16 protein-coding genes and 1 riboswitch are annotated in these 16,789 nt (G+C 69.6%); of the genes, 7 read left to right on the forward strand and 9 right to left on the reverse strand.

The features are described from left to right. The first annotated feature begins 7 nt into the window (after positions 1 to 7). A riboswitch (cobalamin riboswitch) is annotated at positions 8 to 265 on the forward strand. Between the two features lie 107 nt (positions 266 to 372). Together G6032_RS15810 and G6032_RS06320 are read left to right on the forward strand one after the other, a co-directional pair. Beyond that, complete coding sequence (locus G6032_RS15810; protein ID WP_165281296.1) at positions 373 to 2,217, forward strand: TonB-dependent receptor; 1,845 nt, start codon at positions 373 to 375, stop codon at positions 2,215 to 2,217. Positions 2,218 to 2,234: 17 nt separating this feature from the next. Further along, positions 2,235 to 2,792: a cob(I)yrinic acid a,c-diamide adenosyltransferase gene (locus G6032_RS06320; protein ID WP_165281297.1), complete on the forward strand. Its 558-nt coding sequence runs from the start codon at positions 2,235 to 2,237 to the stop codon at positions 2,790 to 2,792. A gap of 12 nt (positions 2,793 to 2,804) precedes the next feature. On the opposite strand, the gene G6032_RS06325 is transcribed toward G6032_RS06320, so the two are convergent. From G6032_RS06325 to ampD, 3 genes are read right to left on the reverse strand one after another with little or no spacing between them, the layout of a single operon-like run. Beyond that, positions 2,805 to 3,746, reverse strand: a complete 942-nt coding sequence (locus G6032_RS06325; RefSeq protein WP_165281298.1) for a cobalamin-binding protein — start codon at positions 3,744 to 3,746, stop codon at positions 2,805 to 2,807. A gap of 20 nt (positions 3,747 to 3,766) precedes the next feature. After that, positions 3,767 to 4,639: a regulatory signaling modulator protein AmpE gene (gene ampE / locus G6032_RS06330; RefSeq protein WP_165281299.1), complete on the reverse strand. Its 873-nt coding sequence runs from the start codon at positions 4,637 to 4,639 to the stop codon at positions 3,767 to 3,769. Next, a complete protein-coding gene (ampD, locus tag G6032_RS06335) occupies positions 4,636 to 5,247 on the reverse strand; it encodes a 1,6-anhydro-N-acetylmuramyl-L-alanine amidase AmpD (RefSeq protein ID WP_165281300.1) in 612 nt (203 codons plus the stop codon). The genes ampE and ampD overlap by 4 nt, the downstream gene beginning before the upstream one ends. Positions 5,248 to 5,313: 66 nt before the next feature. Here ampD and argE point away from each other — a divergent pair, with 66 nt between their 5' ends. Genes argE through G6032_RS06350 form a run of 3 tightly spaced genes read left to right on the forward strand, consistent with a single transcriptional unit; the run spans position 5,314 to position 8,609 of the window. After that, complete coding sequence (gene argE / locus G6032_RS06340) at positions 5,314 to 6,474, forward strand: acetylornithine deacetylase (RefSeq protein ID WP_165281301.1); 1,161 nt, start codon at positions 5,314 to 5,316, stop codon at positions 6,472 to 6,474. Positions 6,475 to 6,498: 24 nt separating this feature from the next. Next, positions 6,499 to 7,875 carry an adenosylmethionine--8-amino-7-oxononanoate transaminase gene (locus G6032_RS06345; protein ID WP_240902040.1) on the forward strand — a complete coding sequence of 459 codons (1,377 nt, stop codon included), beginning with the start codon at positions 6,499 to 6,501 and terminating at the stop codon, positions 7,873 to 7,875. Further along, positions 7,875 to 8,609 carry a 16S rRNA (uracil(1498)-N(3))-methyltransferase gene (locus G6032_RS06350; protein ID WP_165281302.1) on the forward strand — a complete coding sequence of 245 codons (735 nt, stop codon included), beginning with the start codon at positions 7,875 to 7,877 and terminating at the stop codon, positions 8,607 to 8,609. The genes G6032_RS06345 and G6032_RS06350 overlap by 1 nt, the downstream gene beginning before the upstream one ends. A gap of 9 nt (positions 8,610 to 8,618) precedes the next feature. Here the strand turns inward: G6032_RS06350 and G6032_RS06355 are convergent, their stop codons facing one another. Then, entirely contained in the window at positions 8,619 to 9,194 is a 576-nt protein-coding gene (locus tag G6032_RS06355) for a YSC84-related protein (protein WP_165281303.1), read from the reverse strand. Between the two features lie 61 nt (positions 9,195 to 9,255). Then, on the reverse strand, positions 9,256 to 9,885 hold the full coding sequence (locus G6032_RS06360) for an outer membrane beta-barrel protein (RefSeq protein ID WP_165281304.1): 630 nt from the start codon (positions 9,883 to 9,885) through the stop codon (positions 9,256 to 9,258). A 39-nt stretch (positions 9,886 to 9,924) separates the two neighbouring features. Here G6032_RS06360 and G6032_RS06365 point away from each other — a divergent pair, with 39 nt between their 5' ends. Next, complete coding sequence (locus G6032_RS06365; RefSeq protein WP_165281305.1) at positions 9,925 to 10,545, forward strand: DNA-3-methyladenine glycosylase; 621 nt, start codon at positions 9,925 to 9,927, stop codon at positions 10,543 to 10,545. A 41-nt stretch (positions 10,546 to 10,586) separates the two neighbouring features. On the opposite strand, the gene G6032_RS06370 is transcribed toward G6032_RS06365, so the two are convergent. From G6032_RS06370 to G6032_RS06385, 4 genes are all read right to left on the reverse strand, one after another. Further along, entirely contained in the window at positions 10,587 to 10,958 is a 372-nt protein-coding gene (locus G6032_RS06370; RefSeq protein WP_165281306.1) for a hypothetical protein, read from the reverse strand. Positions 10,959 to 10,977: 19 nt separating this feature from the next. Next, positions 10,978 to 12,342 carry an FAD/NAD(P)-binding oxidoreductase gene (locus G6032_RS06375; RefSeq protein WP_165281307.1) on the reverse strand — a complete coding sequence of 455 codons (1,365 nt, stop codon included), beginning with the start codon at positions 12,340 to 12,342 and terminating at the stop codon, positions 10,978 to 10,980. Positions 12,343 to 12,553: 211 nt separating this feature from the next. After that, positions 12,554 to 13,810, reverse strand: coding sequence for an MgtC/SapB family protein (locus tag G6032_RS06380; protein WP_165281308.1), 1,257 nt, complete (start codon positions 13,808 to 13,810; stop codon positions 12,554 to 12,556). A 45-nt stretch (positions 13,811 to 13,855) separates the two neighbouring features. Beyond that, entirely contained in the window at positions 13,856 to 15,331 is a 1,476-nt protein-coding gene (locus tag G6032_RS06385; RefSeq protein ID WP_165281309.1) for a protein adenylyltransferase SelO, read from the reverse strand. A 256-nt stretch (positions 15,332 to 15,587) separates the two neighbouring features. On the opposite strand from G6032_RS06385, the gene G6032_RS06390 reads away from it, so the two are divergent. Continuing rightward, positions 15,588 to 16,754 (forward strand): ADP-ribosylglycohydrolase family protein, encoded by a 1,167-nt coding sequence (locus G6032_RS06390; RefSeq protein ID WP_165281310.1) that lies wholly within the window; start codon positions 15,588 to 15,590, stop codon positions 16,752 to 16,754. Positions 16,755 to 16,789 lie beyond the last annotated feature (35 nt).

Consider the following 16,789-nt stretch of genomic DNA (forward strand, 5'->3'; position numbering starts at 1 on the left):
CGCAGAGACAACATGCACGTCGTCAGGTGAGCCCGGCGCGCGAGCGCAGGGCTGGAAATGCCGCAAGGCGTTTCCCGGGAAGCCGGTGACCTGCGGAACTCATCCGCGACAGTCCGGCGCTGCCCCCGCAACGGTAAGCGAGTCAAGCGTCATCCCCCGTCCGCCCGGACGGGAGCCACTGCGCCACGAGGCGTGGGAAGGCGATGCCGCCGGGACCTGGTCCCGCTCGCGAGCCCGGAGACCGGCCTGGCGACGTTCCGGGTGCTCGGCGGGAGCATGCGCCGGCCGCTTGGCCCTGCGTTCCCTCCCCGGCGAGTCCCGGCTTTGCCGCCTGTTTGGCGCGTGCGGGCGTGCACGCGCGAGGGACTGTCGATGAAAACCATCCTGCCGGCCGCGACGGCGTTCGCCCTGGCACTTTCCGCCCCGCTTGTCGGGACCCCTGCCGTCGCCGCCGAAACGGCGCTGCTCGACGACGTGTTCGTCACTGCCACCCGCCGCCCGATCGACGCGGACCTCGCGCTGCCGCCGGTCGTCGTGATCGATCGCGCCGCACTGGAGCGCAGCGGCGCGCTGGATATCGCGGAGGTGTTGCGCTACCACGCAGGGATCGAGATCGCGCGCAATGGCGGGCCCGGCCAGGTGACCTCGGTGTTCATCCGGGGTGCCAACAGCAACCACACGCTGGTGCTGATCGACGGCGTCAAGGTCAACCCCGGCACGGCCGGCGGCGCGGCGCTGCAGAACATTCCCCCGGAGCTGGTGGAGCGCATCGAGATCGTCAAGGGCCCGCGCTCCTCGCTGTACGGCTCCGAGGCCATCGGGGGGGTGATCAACATCATCACCCGCCGCGCGGCGTCGGGCGCCACCCTCGGCGCGCGCGTCGAGGCGGGGCGCTACGATACCCGCGGCCTCGCCGGGCAGGCGGCGTGGCAGGGTGAGCGCATCGGCGCGGGGCTGTCCGTCGCCTCGCTGCGGACCGACGGCTTCCCGACCTACCGTGACGCCGACGAGGACCGGGGCTTCGAGAACGATGCGGCGAACTTCTGGCTGCGCGGCGACTTCGGCCGCTTCGACGCCGAGGCGAGCCACTGGGAGGCCAGCGGCAATGTCGAGTACGCCGATTTCTTCCGCGCCCCGCAGGACCAGGATTTCACCAACCGGCTGAGCCGCCTGCGTCTCGCCTGGGATGGCGGCGCCTGGCGCTCGGCGCTGACCGTGTCGCGCTTCCTCGACGTGATCGAACAGGGCCCCCTGGCGTTCGACCCGGACGATTTCGTCGAGACGGAACGCGACCTCTACGACTGGCAGAACGAGCTTGATTTCATCACCGGGCTGGAGCTGACCGCCGGCCTGACCGTCAGCCGGGAGCGCACCTCCGGGCAGAGCTTCGGCAGCCCGCTGGAATCCGTGACCGGCCGGGGCAACGCGGATCGCGATGAGGATGCCGTGTATCTGCAGGCCGGCATCGACCTCGGCCGGCATCGCGTGATCGCGGCGGGCCGGCGCACCGACCACGAGGTGTTCGGCACGGTGAACACCTGGAACCTCGAATGGGGCGTGCCGCTCGGCGCCGACTGGTCGATGGCCGCCGGACTCGGCCGCGGCTTCCGCGCCCCCAGCACCAGCGACCTGTATGCCTTCGGCGGCAACCCGGATCTCGACCCGGAGCTCTCGCGCAGCATCGACCTGGCGGTGAGATACCGCATCCATCCCGGCCACGCGCTGGAACTCGGGGTCTTCCGCACGGAGATCGACGACCTCATCGAGTTCTCGGATCCCGACGGCTTCGCGGGCCCGCTGCCGGGACGCAACGAGAACATCGGCGATGCCCGCATCGAGGGCGTGGAGCTGAGCTGGCGGGCCGAAATCGGCGCCTGGCGGGCCACGGCTACGCTGCTGGCGCAACGCCCCGAGGACGCCAGCAGCGGCGAGCGTCTCCTGCGGCGCGCGGAACGCACCGCCTCCGCCCAGGTGCTCCGGAGCATCGGCGCGCACGAATTCGGCATCCAGTTGCTCGCGTCCGGCGAACGCATCGACTTCGGCGATGTGCGCCTGGCCGGCTACGTGCTGGCCAACCTCACCGCCCGCCTGCAACTGGCGGACCATTGGACACTGCAGGCGCGCATCGACAATCTCCTCGACCAGGACTACGAACTGGTGGAGGGTTACAACACGGCGGGCCGCGGCCTCTATGCCGGCCTCGCCTTCAGCTACTGACGCCTCGGGGAACGACGATGGGAAACAGACTCAGCCGCATCTACACGCGCACCGGCGACGACGGCACGACCGGCCTCGGCGACGGCACGCGCATCCCCAAGGACGACATGCGGGTGGAGGCCTTCGGTACGGTGGACGAAGCCAACAGCGCGGTGGGGCTCATACTCGCCGCCCCCGGGCTGCCCGAGGACATCGCCGCCTGCCTGACGCGGGTCCAGCACGACCTGTTCGATCTCGGCGGCGAACTGTGCATCCCGGGTTATGCCGCGATCACCGCCGGCTACGTGGCGCGCCTGGAGCGGGAACTCGACGCATACAACGAGGCGCTGCCGCCGCTGAAGGATTTCATCCTGCCGGGCGGCGGGCCGGGTGCCGCTGCCTGCCACCTGGCGCGCACCATCACGCGGCGCGCGGAGCGTCGCGTCTGGACGCTCGGCGCGCGCGACCCGGTCAACCCGGAGGCAAGCCGCTACCTGAATCGTCTCTCTGACCTGCTGTTCGTCCTGTCGCGCGTCATCGCGCGCCACGAGCAGGGTTCGGAAGTCTTGTGGCAGAAGGGCCTCAACCGGGACTGAACCAAGACTGAGTCAGTCGCGCGGCGGCGCGGACCCGATCCCGGGTAACTCGGCCCGAGCGGTGTCGAGCGCGGCGCAGACCTGGCGGATCCCGCCGAGAATACGCGGCGAGGCACGCACGACCAGGTCGCCGTCCACGGCGTGGAGCTGGCCCTCGGCGACCGCCTCGATGGTCGGCCAGCGCCGCCACTGTTCCAGTTCGCTGCGTTGCGCGGCGCCGGCCAGGATCACTTCCGGGTCCCGCGCGATCACCGCCTCGATGCCCACGGCCGGCGCCAGTGCGCCGAGGTCCTCGAACACGTTGCGCCCGCCGCACAGCGCGATGACCTCGCTGATCAGCTGCCGCCCGCCGACCGTGTACAGCGGCCGCCAGGACACCTGGTAGAACACCCGCACTTCCCGCTTGCCGGCCTGGGCGGCGCGCAATGCCGCCAGTTCGTCCCGGTAGCGGGCCGCGGCCGCGGCCGCCGGTTCCGGGGTGCCCGCGAGACGCCCGATCGTTTCGAGATGGAGGGCGATGTCGTCGAGCCGCTCGGGCGCGAGCGCCACCACGCGGTAGCCGCGGTCCTCGAGCTGCTCCAGCAGATGGTCGGGATTGCCGCCCCGCCAGGCCAGCAGCAGGTCGGGGTCGAGGACGGCCAGCGACTCGAGGTCCACCCGGAAAGCGTCGCCGACCCGGGGGAGCCGCTTTGCCGCCGGCGGATAGTCGCTCCACTCGACCGTGCCGGCGAGCCGGGCGCCCGCGCCGGCGGCGTAGACGAGTTCCGCGAGATGCGGCGCGAGGGTGACGATGCGTTGGGCCGGCGCCGCATCGGTCGGCGCAGACGCATTGGCATCGTTGTTCGCGGCGGTGTTCGCGGCCAGCGCTCCTGCCGCCCTCGCGCCCACGGCCGTCGCGCTCGCCAGGCCCAGCGCAGCGATGCAGGCCAGCGCCACGTTGATGCGCGGCTTCACGGGAGCGCGCCCGGAACGGCTCACGCCGTCCAGCCGACCAGCGTCAGCACGGCGATGATCGTGACCCAGATATACAGCGTGCGCCGCAGCAGGTCGTAGGCGGCCTGCACCGAGGCGATCGAGCTGCCTTCCGGGCAACGCCGCCGGATCGCCCCGACGCCGGCCGCCGAGACGATGTTCTCGCTGGCGCGGAAGAAGCTCGCGGAGGTCCGCTGGTAATAGGCGCGCCAGTCTTCGAATGCATCGTCGAAACTGCCCGCCACCGCGTAGGACAGCGCGAGCACGCGCGCCGGGATCCAGGCCACCAGGCCGAACAGCATCTCGACCTGCTCGGTGGAGCGCCCGCCCTCGCCGGTGGCACGCATGTAGCGGCGGAACAGGTCGGTGACGCGGTAGGTCCACGCGCCTGCAGGACCCAGCAGCATGAACCAGAAAATGACGCCGAACACGCGGTGATTCGCCTGCACGAAGATCGCGCTTTCCAGCGTCCAGCGGGTCGGCACCGAATGGGCCTGGCCGTCGGTTTCGCGGATCGCGAGCCCGATGGCCTCCGCACTGGCCTCGTCGCCGCGCTCGCGGGCTTCGAGCCAGTCCTTGAGCTGCGCCAGCAGGTCCTGGGGCCCGAGGCTGAAAAACAGCACGGCCGCGGCGAACGCAAGATAAGCCAGGCCGGCCAGCGCGTCGCCGAAGGTCCAGGCGATCCAGGCCACGGGCACCGCCGGCAGCAGCATCACGACCAGCGCGATCACCGTGCCCGCCGCGCCCGGGGCGCCGCGGATCCAGCCCGCGCCGCGCCTGAACCAGTCGTCCAGCCAGTGCAGTTCGCGCAGGTGCAGGAGGCGCGAGAGGCCGCGTTCCAGCACCAGGCCGATGATGAGTGCGATGAGGTTCATGCGTCTCTCCCGGGCGCCCGAGTATAGCTGCGCGACTCGATCCAGCGCGCCAGCCGCGCGAAATCGAAGGCCGGGCCCGGATCGGTCTTGCGCCCGGGGGCGATCTCGCTGTGCGCGGCGAGTCGCTGCGGCGACAGCCCGGGATAGGCGCGACACAGCGCGCGGATCGCGACCGCGAGGCGCCGGTACTGCGCGGTGGTGTAGGGCTCGTCGTCGCTGCCCTCGAGTTCGATGCCGACGGAGAAATCGTTGCAGCGCGGCCGATCGCGCCACGCGGACGGGCCCGCATGCCAGGCGCGCCGGTGGAAGGGCACGAACTGCACCAGCTCGCCGTCGCGCCGCACCAGCAAGTGCGCCGACACTTTCAGTCCCTCGAGTCCGGCGAAATAAGGATGCGCGGCCGGATCGAGGCGGTTGGTGAACAGCCGCTCGATCCACGGCCCGCCGTATTCGCCCGGGGGGAGGCTGATGCCGTGCACCACCACCAATTCAGGTCGCATGCCCTCCGGGCGGGCGTCCTGGTTGGGGGAAGGCACATGCCGCGCCGCGGCCAGCAGCCCGCTGGCCGGGTCGATGCGGAAACTCGGTCTCTTTCGGCGCGCCGCCATGGCCGACAGTCTGCCCTGCCGCGCGCCGGCTTGCACCCGTCGCGGCGCACAAGGATCATGCGATGCATGGCGCACGCCCTCCCCCCGCTGGAAGACATGATCCGCACGCTGGTGGCGACGCCTTCGGTCAGCAGCCTGCAACCGGCCCTCGACCAGGGCAACGGCACGGTCTGCGAACGGCTCGCCGACTGGCTGGAACCGCTCGGTTTCAGCATCGACATCAAGCCGGTGCCCGGCCAGCCGGGCAAGGTCAACCTGGTCGCGCGCAGCGGCGGCGGCGAGGATGGCCTGGTGCTCGCCGGGCACACCGACACCGTACCCTTCGACGCTGCGCTGTGGCGCCACGATCCCTTCGGCGGCGAGTGCCGCGACGGCCGCCTGTACGGCCTCGGCAGCGCGGACATGAAATCCTTCCTGGCGGTCGTGGCGCACGCCGCGGCCCGCGTGGACCTCGGCAAGCTGGCGCGCCCGCTGGTGATCCTCGGCACGGCCGACGAGGAAAGCGGCATGGGCGGCGCCCGGGCGCTGGTGGACGAAGGCGCGCGGCTCGGCGCACGGGTGCTGGTCGGCGAGCCCACCAGCCTGCGACCCATCGACCGGCACAAGGGCGTGCTGATGGAGCGGATCAGGATCGACGGGCGCAGCGGCCACGCCAGCGATCCCGCGGCGGGACGCAACGCGATCGAGGGCATGATCGCGGCCATCGCGGCGCTGCAGGACTTTCGCGCGCGGCTCGCCGCCGAATTGCCGGATCTCGGCTTCCCCGTGCCGGGACCGACGCTCAACCTCGGCGCCATCCGCGGCGGGGACAACCCGAATCGGATCTGCGGCCATTGCGAGCTCGACGTGGACCTGCGCCTGGTGCCGGGCATGACCACCGCGAGCGCGCGCGAGGGGCTGCGCGCCGCGGTCCGCGCAGCGCTCGCGGGCGGCGGCTTCGAGGTCGGGTTCACGGCGCTGTTCGAGGGCGTGGACCCGCTGGCGCCGGGCGCGGCACGCGAACTGGCGACGGCCTGCGAGCACGCCGCGGGGCATGCCTGCGGGGCCGTGAATTTCGGCACCGAGGGTCCCCTGTTCCAGCAGCTCGACATGGAAGTCGTGATCTGCGGTCCCGGCGAGATCGCCGTCGCACACCAGCCGGACGAATCGGTGGATCTCGCCGAGGTGGCCCGCGCGGTGGACATGGTGGAAGGGCTCGTGCAGCGCTTCTGCGGGGCCGGGCGTTGAGCCGGCGCGGGATGGACTGACGTGATGGACCTGTCGATGAACGAACGTAATCCCAACGCGGAGATGGTGGCGCGCGATCTGGACTGCGTGTGGCATCCCTGCACCCAGATGAAGGACCACGAGTGGCTGCCGATGGTGCCCATCCGCCGGGGGGCGGGCGCGTGGCTGGAGGACTTCAACGGCCGGCGCTATCTCGATGCGATCAGCTCGTGGTGGGTGAACCTGTTCGGTCACGCCAACCCGGTGATCGGCAACGCGGTGCGCCGCCAGCTCGAGACGCTCGAGCACGTCATGCTGGCCGGCTTCACCCACGAACCGGTGGTGGAGTTGTCCGAGCGCCTCGTGGCCGCGACGCCCGCCGGGCTGGATCGCGTGTTCTACGCGGACAACGGCTCCTCGGCGGTCGAGGTGGCGCTGAAGATGAGCTTTCACTACTGGCTGAACCAGGGCGAGCCGGGGCGGCAACGCTTCGTCGCGCTGGAGAACAGCTACCACGGCGAGACGCTCGGCGCGCTCGCGGTGGGCGACGTGGGGCTTTACAAGGACACCTATCGCCCGCTGTTGATGGAGTGCCTGCTGGCGCCCTCCCCCGACGCCTACCTGCGGGAGGCCGGGGAATCGCCGGCGGATTTCGCGCGCCGTCGTGCCGCGGAGCTCGAGGCGCTGCTGGAGCGGCACGCCGGCGAGGTGTGCGCGGTGATCGTCGAGCCGCTGGTGCAATGCGCGGGGCACATGCGCATGTACGACCCGGCCTACCTCGTCGAGCTGCGCGCGATCTGCGACCGCCACCGGGTGCACCTGATCGCGGACGAGATCGCGGTGGGCTTCGGCCGCACCGGCACCATGTTCGCCTGCGAGCAGGCCGGCATCTCGCCGGACTTCATGTGCCTGTCCAAGGGGCTGACCGGCGGGTTCCTGCCGCTCTCCGCGGTGCTCACCTCCGAGGACGTGTACGCGGCCTTCTACGACGACTACACGACGCTGCGCGCCTTCCTGCACTCGCACAGCTACACGGGCAACCCGCTGGCCTGCGCGGCGGCGCTCGCCACGCTGGACCTGTTCGCCGCGAGTGACGTGCTGGAGAAGAATCGGGCGCGCGCCGCGGCCCTGCGCGCGGGCGTCGCGGCGCTCGAGGATCACCCGCACGTGGCGGAGATCCGCCAGGCCGGGATGATCCTTGCCATGGAGATGGTGCGGGATGCCCGGACGCGCGAGCCCTATCCGTGGCAGGAGCGGCGCGGCCTGAAGGTCTACCAGCATGCGCTGGAGAAAGGCGTGTTGCTGCGCCCCCTGGCGCACGTGGTCTATTTCATGCCGCCCTATGTCATCGACGAGGAAGAGATCGCGCTGCTGACGCGGACGGCGATCGAGGGCATCGACGTCGCGACGCGGGAGGCGTGATGTCGCGCACGCCCCGCGTCTTCGTGCATGCCCCGCTGGCGAACGGACAGCAGCTGCGGCTCGAGGGCGAGGCTGCCGCCCACCTGGGGCGCGTGTTGCGCGTGCGGGTCGGGGCCCCCGTCACGTTGTTCGACGGCAGCGGCGTGGAGTTCGAAAGCGAGGTGCTGGCCGCGACCCGGCGCACGGTGGAGCTGGCCGTCGGCGCGCGGCGCGAGGTGAATCGCGAATCGGCGCTGGCGCTGGTGCTGATGCAGGGCATCTGCCGACACGAGCGCATGGACTGGGTGGTGCGCAAGGCGACGGAGTTGGGCGTGACCGCGATCCGTCCCGTGATCACGGAACGTTCCGTCGTGAAACTCGATCCTGGGCGTATTCCGGCGCGCATCGAACACTGGCGCGCGATCGCCATCAGCGCCTGCGAGCAGAGCGGGCGCAACGTGCTCCCGGACATCCTTCCCCCGCTGCCGGTGCTCGGTGCGCTGGGAGCGCATGCGGATGCGACCGGTGTGCTGCTAGACCCGGAGGCCCGCGGGGGGCCGGACTCGCTGGCGGCCCCGGCGGGCACGCTCTGCCTGCTGGTCGGTCCGGAAGGCGGGCTGGACGCGCAGGAGCGGGCTGCGGCGTTGGCCGCCGGCTACACCGGGGTGCGCCTCGGGCCGCGCATCCTGCGCACGGAAACCGCGGCGCTCACCGGCGTGACGCTGCTGCAGGCGCGCTTCGGCGACCTCGGCTGAGCGGCGTTACTACTCGCCGACCGGCTCGTAGGAGAAGTTCTGGCCCGAGACCGAGGCTTCGTACATCAGTCCGCCCTTGGCGATGATGAAGGTCGCCATCCCGCGGTAGTACTCGCCGGCGGTGGTCGCGTCATTCTTGCCGCCGCTGGCGGTCGCGCCCGCGCCGGTGCTGCCCGCGCCCGCCGATGCGGAGGCGGTGATGACCACGGCCCCGGCCTGCGCGCCGAACTCGAAGTTCCCCGAGGTGAATTCCTCGAGCGCGCGCTGGTCCTTGAAGAAGATGATCTGGCTGTAGGCCTGGCCGCCGAGCTGGAAACCGATGCTGAGCTGCGTCATCGTGCTGTTGCCGATGTGCTCGCCCTGCGCGTAGACGCGGCCGCTGCCGCGCGCCCCGCCGATGCCGATGCCCGCCTTGGCGATGGTCGGGAACACCGCATAGCCGTAGCTGTTGCCGAAAAAGCTGGCGCTCTCGCCGGCGTTCTTGAACAGCTCGATGGTCTCCGGGTACTTGTCGTCGGCCAGCGCCGGAGCGGCTGCGAGAAGAAGCAGGACGCCGGCGAGCAGGCCGCGTGTCGATGTGTTCATGGGGCGAGGCTCCTGGGGTTTTCGGCAGTTTAACCTGCCGCGTCGAAGGCTGCGTGATGCGCTAGAAACGTACGGCGATCCCGGCGTTCGCCTCGGCCTGGAACATGGTGGTGCCGGTCGCGTTCAGCAGGCAGGCGCCCTGGCCGTCGATGCTGCTGCAGAAATAGCGGGTGTCCGCATCGACGAAAGTCAGGTAGCCGCGCACGCCCAGCGTCACGGCGATGCGTTCGCTGAGCGGCACGCGCAGGCCGGTGCCGAGACTGGCGGAGAAGTCGCTCTCGGCGCTGAAGCCGTCCGCGCTGAAGCGCGTCAACCCGACCGTGAGTGACAGCCAGGTGCTGAACGCGGGCTGCGGATCGAAAAGCAGCGTGCCGCCGAGCTGGTAGTACTCGGTGGTGACCTGGAGTGATCCGACCACCGGCGTGTTCCGGTCGATGCCGGTCTCCTGCCGGGAATAGAGCAGTTCGTAGTACGCCTCGGGGTCGCGATAGAGCGCGAGGCCGATGCCCCAGCCGCCGCCGTCCTCGAGTTCCGCGCTCTCCGGCACGCCCGCCGGTGCGTCGTCGATGTCGAACTCGCCGCCGACCCGGTAGGCCCCGAAGGCCGTGGCCTCGAATTGGGGTGCGGTCGCTTGCGCGGCGGTGGCGGTTAGCGAGGCGCAGAGAAACAGGAGACGGACGAGCGAAGCCATGGGGAAACCTTTTGCCCGGGACCGGTTTAGCATAACGCCGTGACCCGGCTGAGCCACAAGTTCTGCCAGCGCGACCCCGTCGCCCTCGCCCGCGCCTTGCTCGGGCAGGTGCTGGTGCGCGTGGATGCGGACGGGGCGCGCCTCGCGGGGCGGATCGTCGAGACCGAGGCGTACCTGGGCGTGGCGGATCGCGCCGCACACAGTTACGGCGGGCGGCGCACGGCGCGCAATGAGGCGATGTGGGGGCCGGCGGGTCATGCCTACGTGTACTTCGTCTATGGCATGCATTACTGCATGAATATCGTGGCCGAGGGACCGGGGCAGCCGAGCGCCGTGCTGCTGCGGGCGCTCGAGCCGCTCGAGGGGCTGGAGCAGATGCGGCGGCGGCGGGCCGCTGGGCGGGCGGTGGTATTGCCGGACACGGCGCTATGCTCGGGGCCCGCGAAGCTCGCCCAGGCGCTCGGGGTCGATCGTGCGCTCGATGGTGCGGACTTGGTTGACGGGGAAACGCTGTTTCTCGAGCGCGGCAGCCGGGTTCCCCCGACGCGTATCGTGGTGGCGCCGCGAATCGGTGTGGACTACGCGGGGGACTGGGCCGAGCGGCCGCTGCGCTTCTACGTGGCCGGCAACCCGCACGTTAGCCGCCATTTTTCCGGGTGATTTTCGCGATCTAAGGCCTTTTTTGGGGCCTTTCTCGGCGGTTATTCGATGGGAATCATGGGCTTCCTGCGGTCCGACCCCAGCGCGAGCTGCAAAAGGGGCCAGGCGAGCAGTGCAGCGGCGATGCCCACGCCGATCGACGCGCCGAAGAGGGCCAGCCAGTCGAGTGCGCCGCTGAGCGAGCCATGGCTCGCGCCGGTGAGCAACGGCAGGGCCAGCAGGGAAAACACGAAAGCAGCCACGCCGACCACGAGCGCGGCACGACGCGAAGCTGCGAATTGCATGTGCTCGCGACGCCGGATCACGAGCGCCAGCAAGGCCGCATCCACGACCAGCAGCAGGACCAGCAGCGGCAGCACGGGCCGAAACACCTCGAGCAACACGGCGAGGATGCCCATTATCGAAAAAGCCATAACCTGTTCCCCCCCGGCTTCAGACGCGGCCGCGCAGCATGGCGTTGTAAGCGCCGTGCAGCATCCGGTCTTTCATGACCCATGGCGCCCAGTGCTCCCGCAGCGGATCGATGAAGGGAAACGACGGGACCATCTTCAACTCGTAATCGAATTCGACGAGGATCGCCTTGCCCTTCTCCGTGATCAGCGGACACGAGGTATAGCCGTCGTAGCGTGCGTCTTCCTCACGCCCCTGGATGACCTGGGCGAGATTGTGCGCCACGACCGGGACCTGGGCCTTGACGCTGGCGGCGGTCTTGCCGATCGGCGTTCCGACACAGTCGCCTGCGCCGAACACGTTCGGGTAGCGAGGGTGGCGCATCGTGTGACGGTCCACCTCGAGCCAACGGCCATCGTCGGCGAAAGGCCCTGACTGCCAGGCGAGCGAGCTGTGGAAAAGAGGATCGGGTGCGCGCATCGGTGGCACGACATGGATGAAATCGTAGTCGAGTCGCACGTCGCCCTCGGGCGTGGCGAATGTCGCTCGACGTGCTTCCGGCTCGATGCCTGTCAGGCGGTGGTGCCAGTTCAGCGCGACATCGCGCTCTGGAAAATGCCGCTTCAGGAATTCGTTGATGTCCGGCTGCGAAAACAGCCCGGCGCTGGGCGAGTTGTAGATCATCTGTACGGCATCGCGCCGCCCGCTGCGCCGCAGGAGATCTTCTGTGAGCATCGTGACCTTGAGCGGCGCGCCGGCGCACTTGATGCCGCCCGGGCCGCGCGTGAACAGGCCGACCCCGCCATCGTTCACCAGTGACTCGATCATCGACCAGGTGCGGGTAGCGTGTTCCGGGTTGTCGTAGACGCACCCGATGCCCTCCCGGCCGATCAGCTCGGTGGACATGCCCTCGATGGCGGCGAAATCGAGCTGCAGGCCGGTGGCGATCAGCAAGTAATCGTAGGCGATTCGCTCGCCCGCATCCGTGACCACCGCGTTGGCATCGGGGTCATACTCGATGACTTGCGCCTTCACCCAGTTCACGCCCCGCGGCATGTAGTCGCTGTTGCGGTCGATGACCTTGGGGCTGTTCCAGATACCCGTTGCCACGAGCGTCAGCCCCGGCTGGTATACATGGCGCTCGCGCGGATCGATGATCGTGAGGCGGGCGCCCTCGAGGCTGCGCGACAGGCGATTCGCGAGTGCCAGGCCGGCCGCCCCGGCGCCGACGATGACGACATGTGCCGACGTTCGCACTGCCGCGGCTTCTCCGCCGAGTAACAGGCCCGAACCGAGCAAGCCGGCGCCGGTGATGCCCATGCCGGCATTGCGCAGGAACTGTCGGCGGGAGTGATCCGGCTCCGGGGAGGCGGCCCAAGGGAATCGATGCGTTGCGTGCTTCTTCATCACGGATCCTCGAACATCGGAGCTTCGGGTATAGATTCCTTCTAATCGACTCAGGCTACATTAGCGCTGATGCATTTAAAAGCCGTCAGGGACCTGCCGCATCTCCTTAGCGAGCGATTTTCCCGCTTTTTTCGCGTTCTAAGGCGCTTTCCGGGGCGTTTTTCAGCGTTTATTCGTTAAGGAACAACCCCTTGGCGCGGTCCGACCCGCGTCAGGCGGTCAGCGCCCAGGCGGCCAGGCCGGCGGGCAGCACCGCCGCGGTGGCGAGGCCGACGCGGAGGCCGAGGGCACGGCCCCCGATGCCGAGCGCCAGGAACACCTTGACGAGCGTGTTGACGAAGGCGGCGATCAACACGCCCAGCGTGCCCGCCGCCACGCTCAATGTGTCGGCGGTCATCGAGGCGATGGACAGCGTGATCGCGTCCACGTCGGCCAGCCCGGAGACCGCGGCCAGCAGGTAGATCCCGGCGTCGCCGAACTGCTCGGACAGCGCCCGCGACAGCAGCATGATGATGGCCAGCAACACCGCGAAGACGAGCGCGGGACGCAGCTCGAAGGGGTTGGGAATCTCGATGCCGTCGCCGGTCTTCCCCTGTCGGTCACGATGCCAGAACACGTAAGCCGCCCCGTAATTCACGACCGTCACGACGAGGATCGGCCACAGCAGGCCGAACGCCAGCTCGCGATTGAAAATGCCCGTGACGATGAGGATGCGCGGAAACACGGTCGCCCCGGCCACCAGGATCCCCGCCGCCAGCAGGTCCTGTGAGCTCGCCTTGTTGCGCGCGAGGCGGGAGAAGTTGACCGTCAAAGCCGTCGAAGAGGCCAGCCCGGCGAAAGCAGCCGTCGCCATGATCCCCTTGCGTTCGCCGAACAGCTTCATCGCGAAATAGCCGGTGTACGAGATAGCCGCGATCAACACCACCATCCACCAGATGCGATACGGGTTGAGCGCCTCCCACGGTCCATAGCCCTGGTCCGGCAACAACGGCAGCACCACGACCGAAATCAGCAGCAGCTTGAGCGTGGCGAACAGCTCCTTCTCCTGCATGCGCTCTACCCGGCGATGCAGCATCGGCTTGATCCCGAGCAGCGCCGCCGTCACCACGGCCCCGGCCAGCGCCAGGGCCGTCAGGTCGAGCACCGCCATGGCGCCGAACGAGAAGGTCAGCAACGCGGCGATCACGCCGGTGATACCGACATCAGGCACGGCACGCTGGCTCAAGACATGCGCTGCGATCATCACCGCGGCCAACGCAGCAAAGCTCGTCGCAAGCAGTACGTGCTGCGGGGGCTCGGACAACAAGCCCGCCACGCCGCCGAGCAGGCCGAGCAGGGCGAAGGTGCGAATGCCCGCGACCCGCTGGCCTTCTTCCCGGTCGCGGTCATGCCAGCCGCGCTCCAGGCCGACCAGCAAGCCCAGCGCGAGCGCCGCGCCGAGCCGGTAAAAAAGCTCGAAGCCGTCCATGATAAAAGTATGGCACAGCCCCGCGCGCCAGCCGGGACGCCGGGATCAGGTGCCGCAGAAGGTCCGGTAAGGCGTATCCGAAGGCGGCGGCGCGGCCGCGAGGTCGGCGGCGTCAGGCTGCGCGTCGAAGGGCCGCCCCAGCACCGTCAACAGTCGCTCGAAGGGCGCGAAATCCGACCGCTCGAGCGCGGCGGCCAGCGCGCCCTCGACCAGGTGGTTGCGCGGAATGAACAGCGGATTGACCGCCCGCATCGCGGTCGCCCGCCCCCGCCCCGAGCGCGGCTCCCCGTCGAGGCGCGCCCGCCACTGCTCCAGCCAGTCCGCATAACCCGGCGTGTCTCCCAACAACCGGTGCAACTCGCCCTCCGTGGCCGCCGCCGGCTCTTCCACCGCATCGCACAGCGCACGAAAAGACAGCGTGTAATCCGCCGCGGCCGCCTGCAGCAGGTCGAGAAACCCCTGCACGAGCGCCGCATCCTCCGCCCGCCCCGTCCCGAGCCCCAGCTTCGCGCGCATCCCCGCCAGCCAATGGTGCTCGAAACGCCCCGCGAAGCCGGACACGACCTCGGTGAGCCGCGCGACCGCGGCCTCGGGATCGGCGTCGACGAGCGGCAACAGCGTCTCCGCGAAACGCGCCAGGTTCCACGCCGCGATCGGCGGCTGGTTCATGTACGCATAGCGACCACGCCGATCGATCGAACTGAACACCGTGCCCGGCGCATAGGCGTCCATGAACGCGCAGGGCCCGTAGTCGATCGTCTCGCCCGCGACGGACATGTTGTCCGTGTTCATGACGCCGTGAATGAAGCCGACCTCGAGCCAGCGCGCGACGAGCCGGGCCTGCGCATCGACCACCGCCTCGACCAGCGCCACGCTCGGCGCCTCGGCCCGCGCCGCCGCCGGGTAATGCCGCGCGATGACGTGATCCGCGAGACGTTGCAACGCCTCGGTGTCGCGCCGCGCAGCGAAATACTGGAAGGTGCCCACGCGCACATGGCTCGCCGCCACGCGGGTCAGCACCGCGCCGGGCAACGCCGTGTCGCGCATCACCGGTTCCCCCGTCAGGACCGCCGCCAGCGCGCGGGTGGTGGGAATGCCCAGCGCATGCATCGCTTCGCTGAGCAGGTATTCGCGCAACACCGGCCCGAGCGCCGCGCGCCCGTCCCCGCCACGCGAGAACGGCGTGATGCCGGCGCCCTTCAACTGGATGTCGCGCCGCCGGCCGGCACGATCGACGACTTCTCCCAGCAGCAGCGCGCGGCCGTCGCCCAGCTGGGGCACGAAGCTGCCGAACTGGTGCCCGGCATACGCCATCGCGAGGGGCGTCGCGCCCGCAGGCATGGCGTTGCCCGAGAACATGGTCGCCAGCGCATCGGCCGACCAGTCATCGGGATCCACCCCCAGCTCGCGGGCAAGATCCAGGTTGAACGCGATGAGCTCGGGCCGGGCGACAGGGGTCGGTTCCAGTCGCGCATAGCAACGGTCCGGGAGGTCGAGATAGGTCGTGTCGAAATTGAACATGGTGGGGACATGATACCGGCCCCGAGCGACCCTGGCTGGCCGTCTGCAGGGGACGATACTGCGGTGCGTACCGATTGCGGGGCGGCACACCATGGTCCCTAATATGGTTGATCTGGACCATATAGCGCGAAGACATAAAATTTTTGCTCTTCCATGACCTGCCCGGCGGGGGCTCACGCCATGAGCCAGGCAGCAGCGAGACTGGTGCACGCCACGATTCGCGACGACGCCGGCACGAGGTTGAAAAACGAAGCGCATGACCATCTACAGAGACCGATTTCGCGGCTGCCTGCTGGGCGGCGCGACGGGAGATGCGCTGGGCGCGCCTGTCGAGAACATGAGCCGCGCCGGGATCCTCGAGCGCTTCGGCCCGAGTGGCATCACCCGCTACGCCGAAGCCCATGGCGGTCGCGGGCGGATCACGGCTGCCACGCAGATGTCGCTGTTCACTGCCGAGGGCCTGTTGCGCGCCTGGGTCCGCGGCTGCCTCGAGGGCCATGCCAGCGTACCGGAGGTCACCCTGCGGGCGTACCTTCGCTGGCTCCATACCCAGCGCGAGACAACCGCGAGACATTCGGCCGGGGCCGCGCAGCTCCCAGCCGGAGATGGCTGGCTGATCCAGCAGGCCGCGCTGCACAGCCGGCGCAGTCCGGGCAGCACCTGTCTCGCCGCGCTCGAGGAAATGAGACCCGGCATGCTCGATGACTCGCCCGATGAACACGGACCCCGCGGCACGCATGGGCTGCCCCCGGACCTCACCGCCCCCAATAACAGCAAGGGCCCCTGCGCCCTCGTCCGCAACGCCCCGATCGGCCTGTTCATGTGGTTGCCGCGCGTCCGGCAGACCCCGCAACATGCGTTCCAGCTCGGCGTCGATCTCGCCGCGCTGACCCACGGCCATCCGACGGGCCAGCTCGCCGCCGGCGCACTCGCGGCGCTCGTGCTTCTGCTTGCCGACGGGCGGCCCCCCGGCGAGGCACTGGCCGAAACGCGTCGGCTGGTGGAACGCTACCCGCGCCACACCGAAACCCTCCACGCCATCGAACAGGCCGAGATCCTCGCGGGCAGCGAACTGCCTCATGCGCGCGCGCTGGAGGAACTGGGCGGCGGGCAGGCGGCCGAAGAGGTGCTGGCCATCGCGATCTATTGCGTGCTGGCCGGCAAGTCGTTCGCCGAGGTCATCCTGCTGGCGGTGAACCACGACGGCAATTCACAGGCCACGGGCGCGGTCGCGGGCAATCTCGCCGGCGCCCGTTACGGCATGGCCGCGATTCCCGCGGACTGGCTGGCCCCGCTGGAATTGCGCGCAGTTATCTGCGAGATCGCCGACGATATCTACAATTACCGCACATGGGATCTCGGCGCCGACGCCCGAAAGCCCGAACTGGCCGCCATGGTGGTGAGCAAATACCCGGGACGGTGAGTGTCATTTGGCGTAGCATGACCGGTGTCGCCACC

The sequence above is a fragment of the Wenzhouxiangella sp. XN24 genome (assembly GCF_011064545.1).
Taxonomy (GTDB): domain Bacteria; phylum Pseudomonadota; class Gammaproteobacteria; order Steroidobacterales; family XN24; genus XN24.

Bases quoted from the DNA above. Each gene is read 5' to 3' on its own strand.
- G6032_RS06345 (WP_240902040.1), top strand. From the start codon at position 6,499: ATGGACCTGTCGATGAACGAACGTAATCCCAACGCGGAGATGGTGGCG.
- G6032_RS06380 (WP_165281308.1), bottom strand. From the start codon at position 13,810: ATGGACGGCTTCGAGCTTTTTTACCGGCTCGGCGCGGCGCTCGCGCTG.
- G6032_RS15810 (WP_165281296.1), top strand. From the start codon at position 373: ATGAAAACCATCCTGCCGGCCGCGACGGCGTTCGCCCTGGCACTTTCC.
- G6032_RS06375 (WP_165281307.1), bottom strand. From the start codon at position 12,342: ATGAAGAAGCACGCAACGCATCGATTCCCTTGGGCCGCCTCCCCGGAG.
- G6032_RS06350 (WP_165281302.1), top strand. From the start codon at position 7,875: ATGTCGCGCACGCCCCGCGTCTTCGTGCATGCCCCGCTGGCGAACGGA.
- G6032_RS06360 (WP_165281304.1), bottom strand. From the start codon at position 9,885: ATGGCTTCGCTCGTCCGTCTCCTGTTTCTCTGCGCCTCGCTAACCGCC.
- G6032_RS06370 (WP_165281306.1), bottom strand. From the start codon at position 10,958: ATGGCTTTTTCGATAATGGGCATCCTCGCCGTGTTGCTCGAGGTGTTT.
- G6032_RS06385 (WP_165281309.1), bottom strand. From the start codon at position 15,331: ATGTTCAATTTCGACACGACCTATCTCGACCTCCCGGACCGTTGCTAT.
- ampE (WP_165281299.1), bottom strand. From the start codon at position 4,639: ATGAACCTCATCGCACTCATCATCGGCCTGGTGCTGGAACGCGGCCTC.
- G6032_RS06390 (WP_165281310.1), top strand. From the start codon at position 15,588: ATGACCATCTACAGAGACCGATTTCGCGGCTGCCTGCTGGGCGGCGCG.
- argE (WP_165281301.1), top strand. From the start codon at position 5,314: ATGGCGCACGCCCTCCCCCCGCTGGAAGACATGATCCGCACGCTGGTG.
- ampD (WP_165281300.1), bottom strand. From the start codon at position 5,247: ATGGCGGCGCGCCGAAAGAGACCGAGTTTCCGCATCGACCCGGCCAGC.
- G6032_RS06320 (WP_165281297.1), top strand. From the start codon at position 2,235: ATGGGAAACAGACTCAGCCGCATCTACACGCGCACCGGCGACGACGGC.
- G6032_RS06355 (WP_165281303.1), bottom strand. From the start codon at position 9,194: ATGAACACATCGACACGCGGCCTGCTCGCCGGCGTCCTGCTTCTTCTC.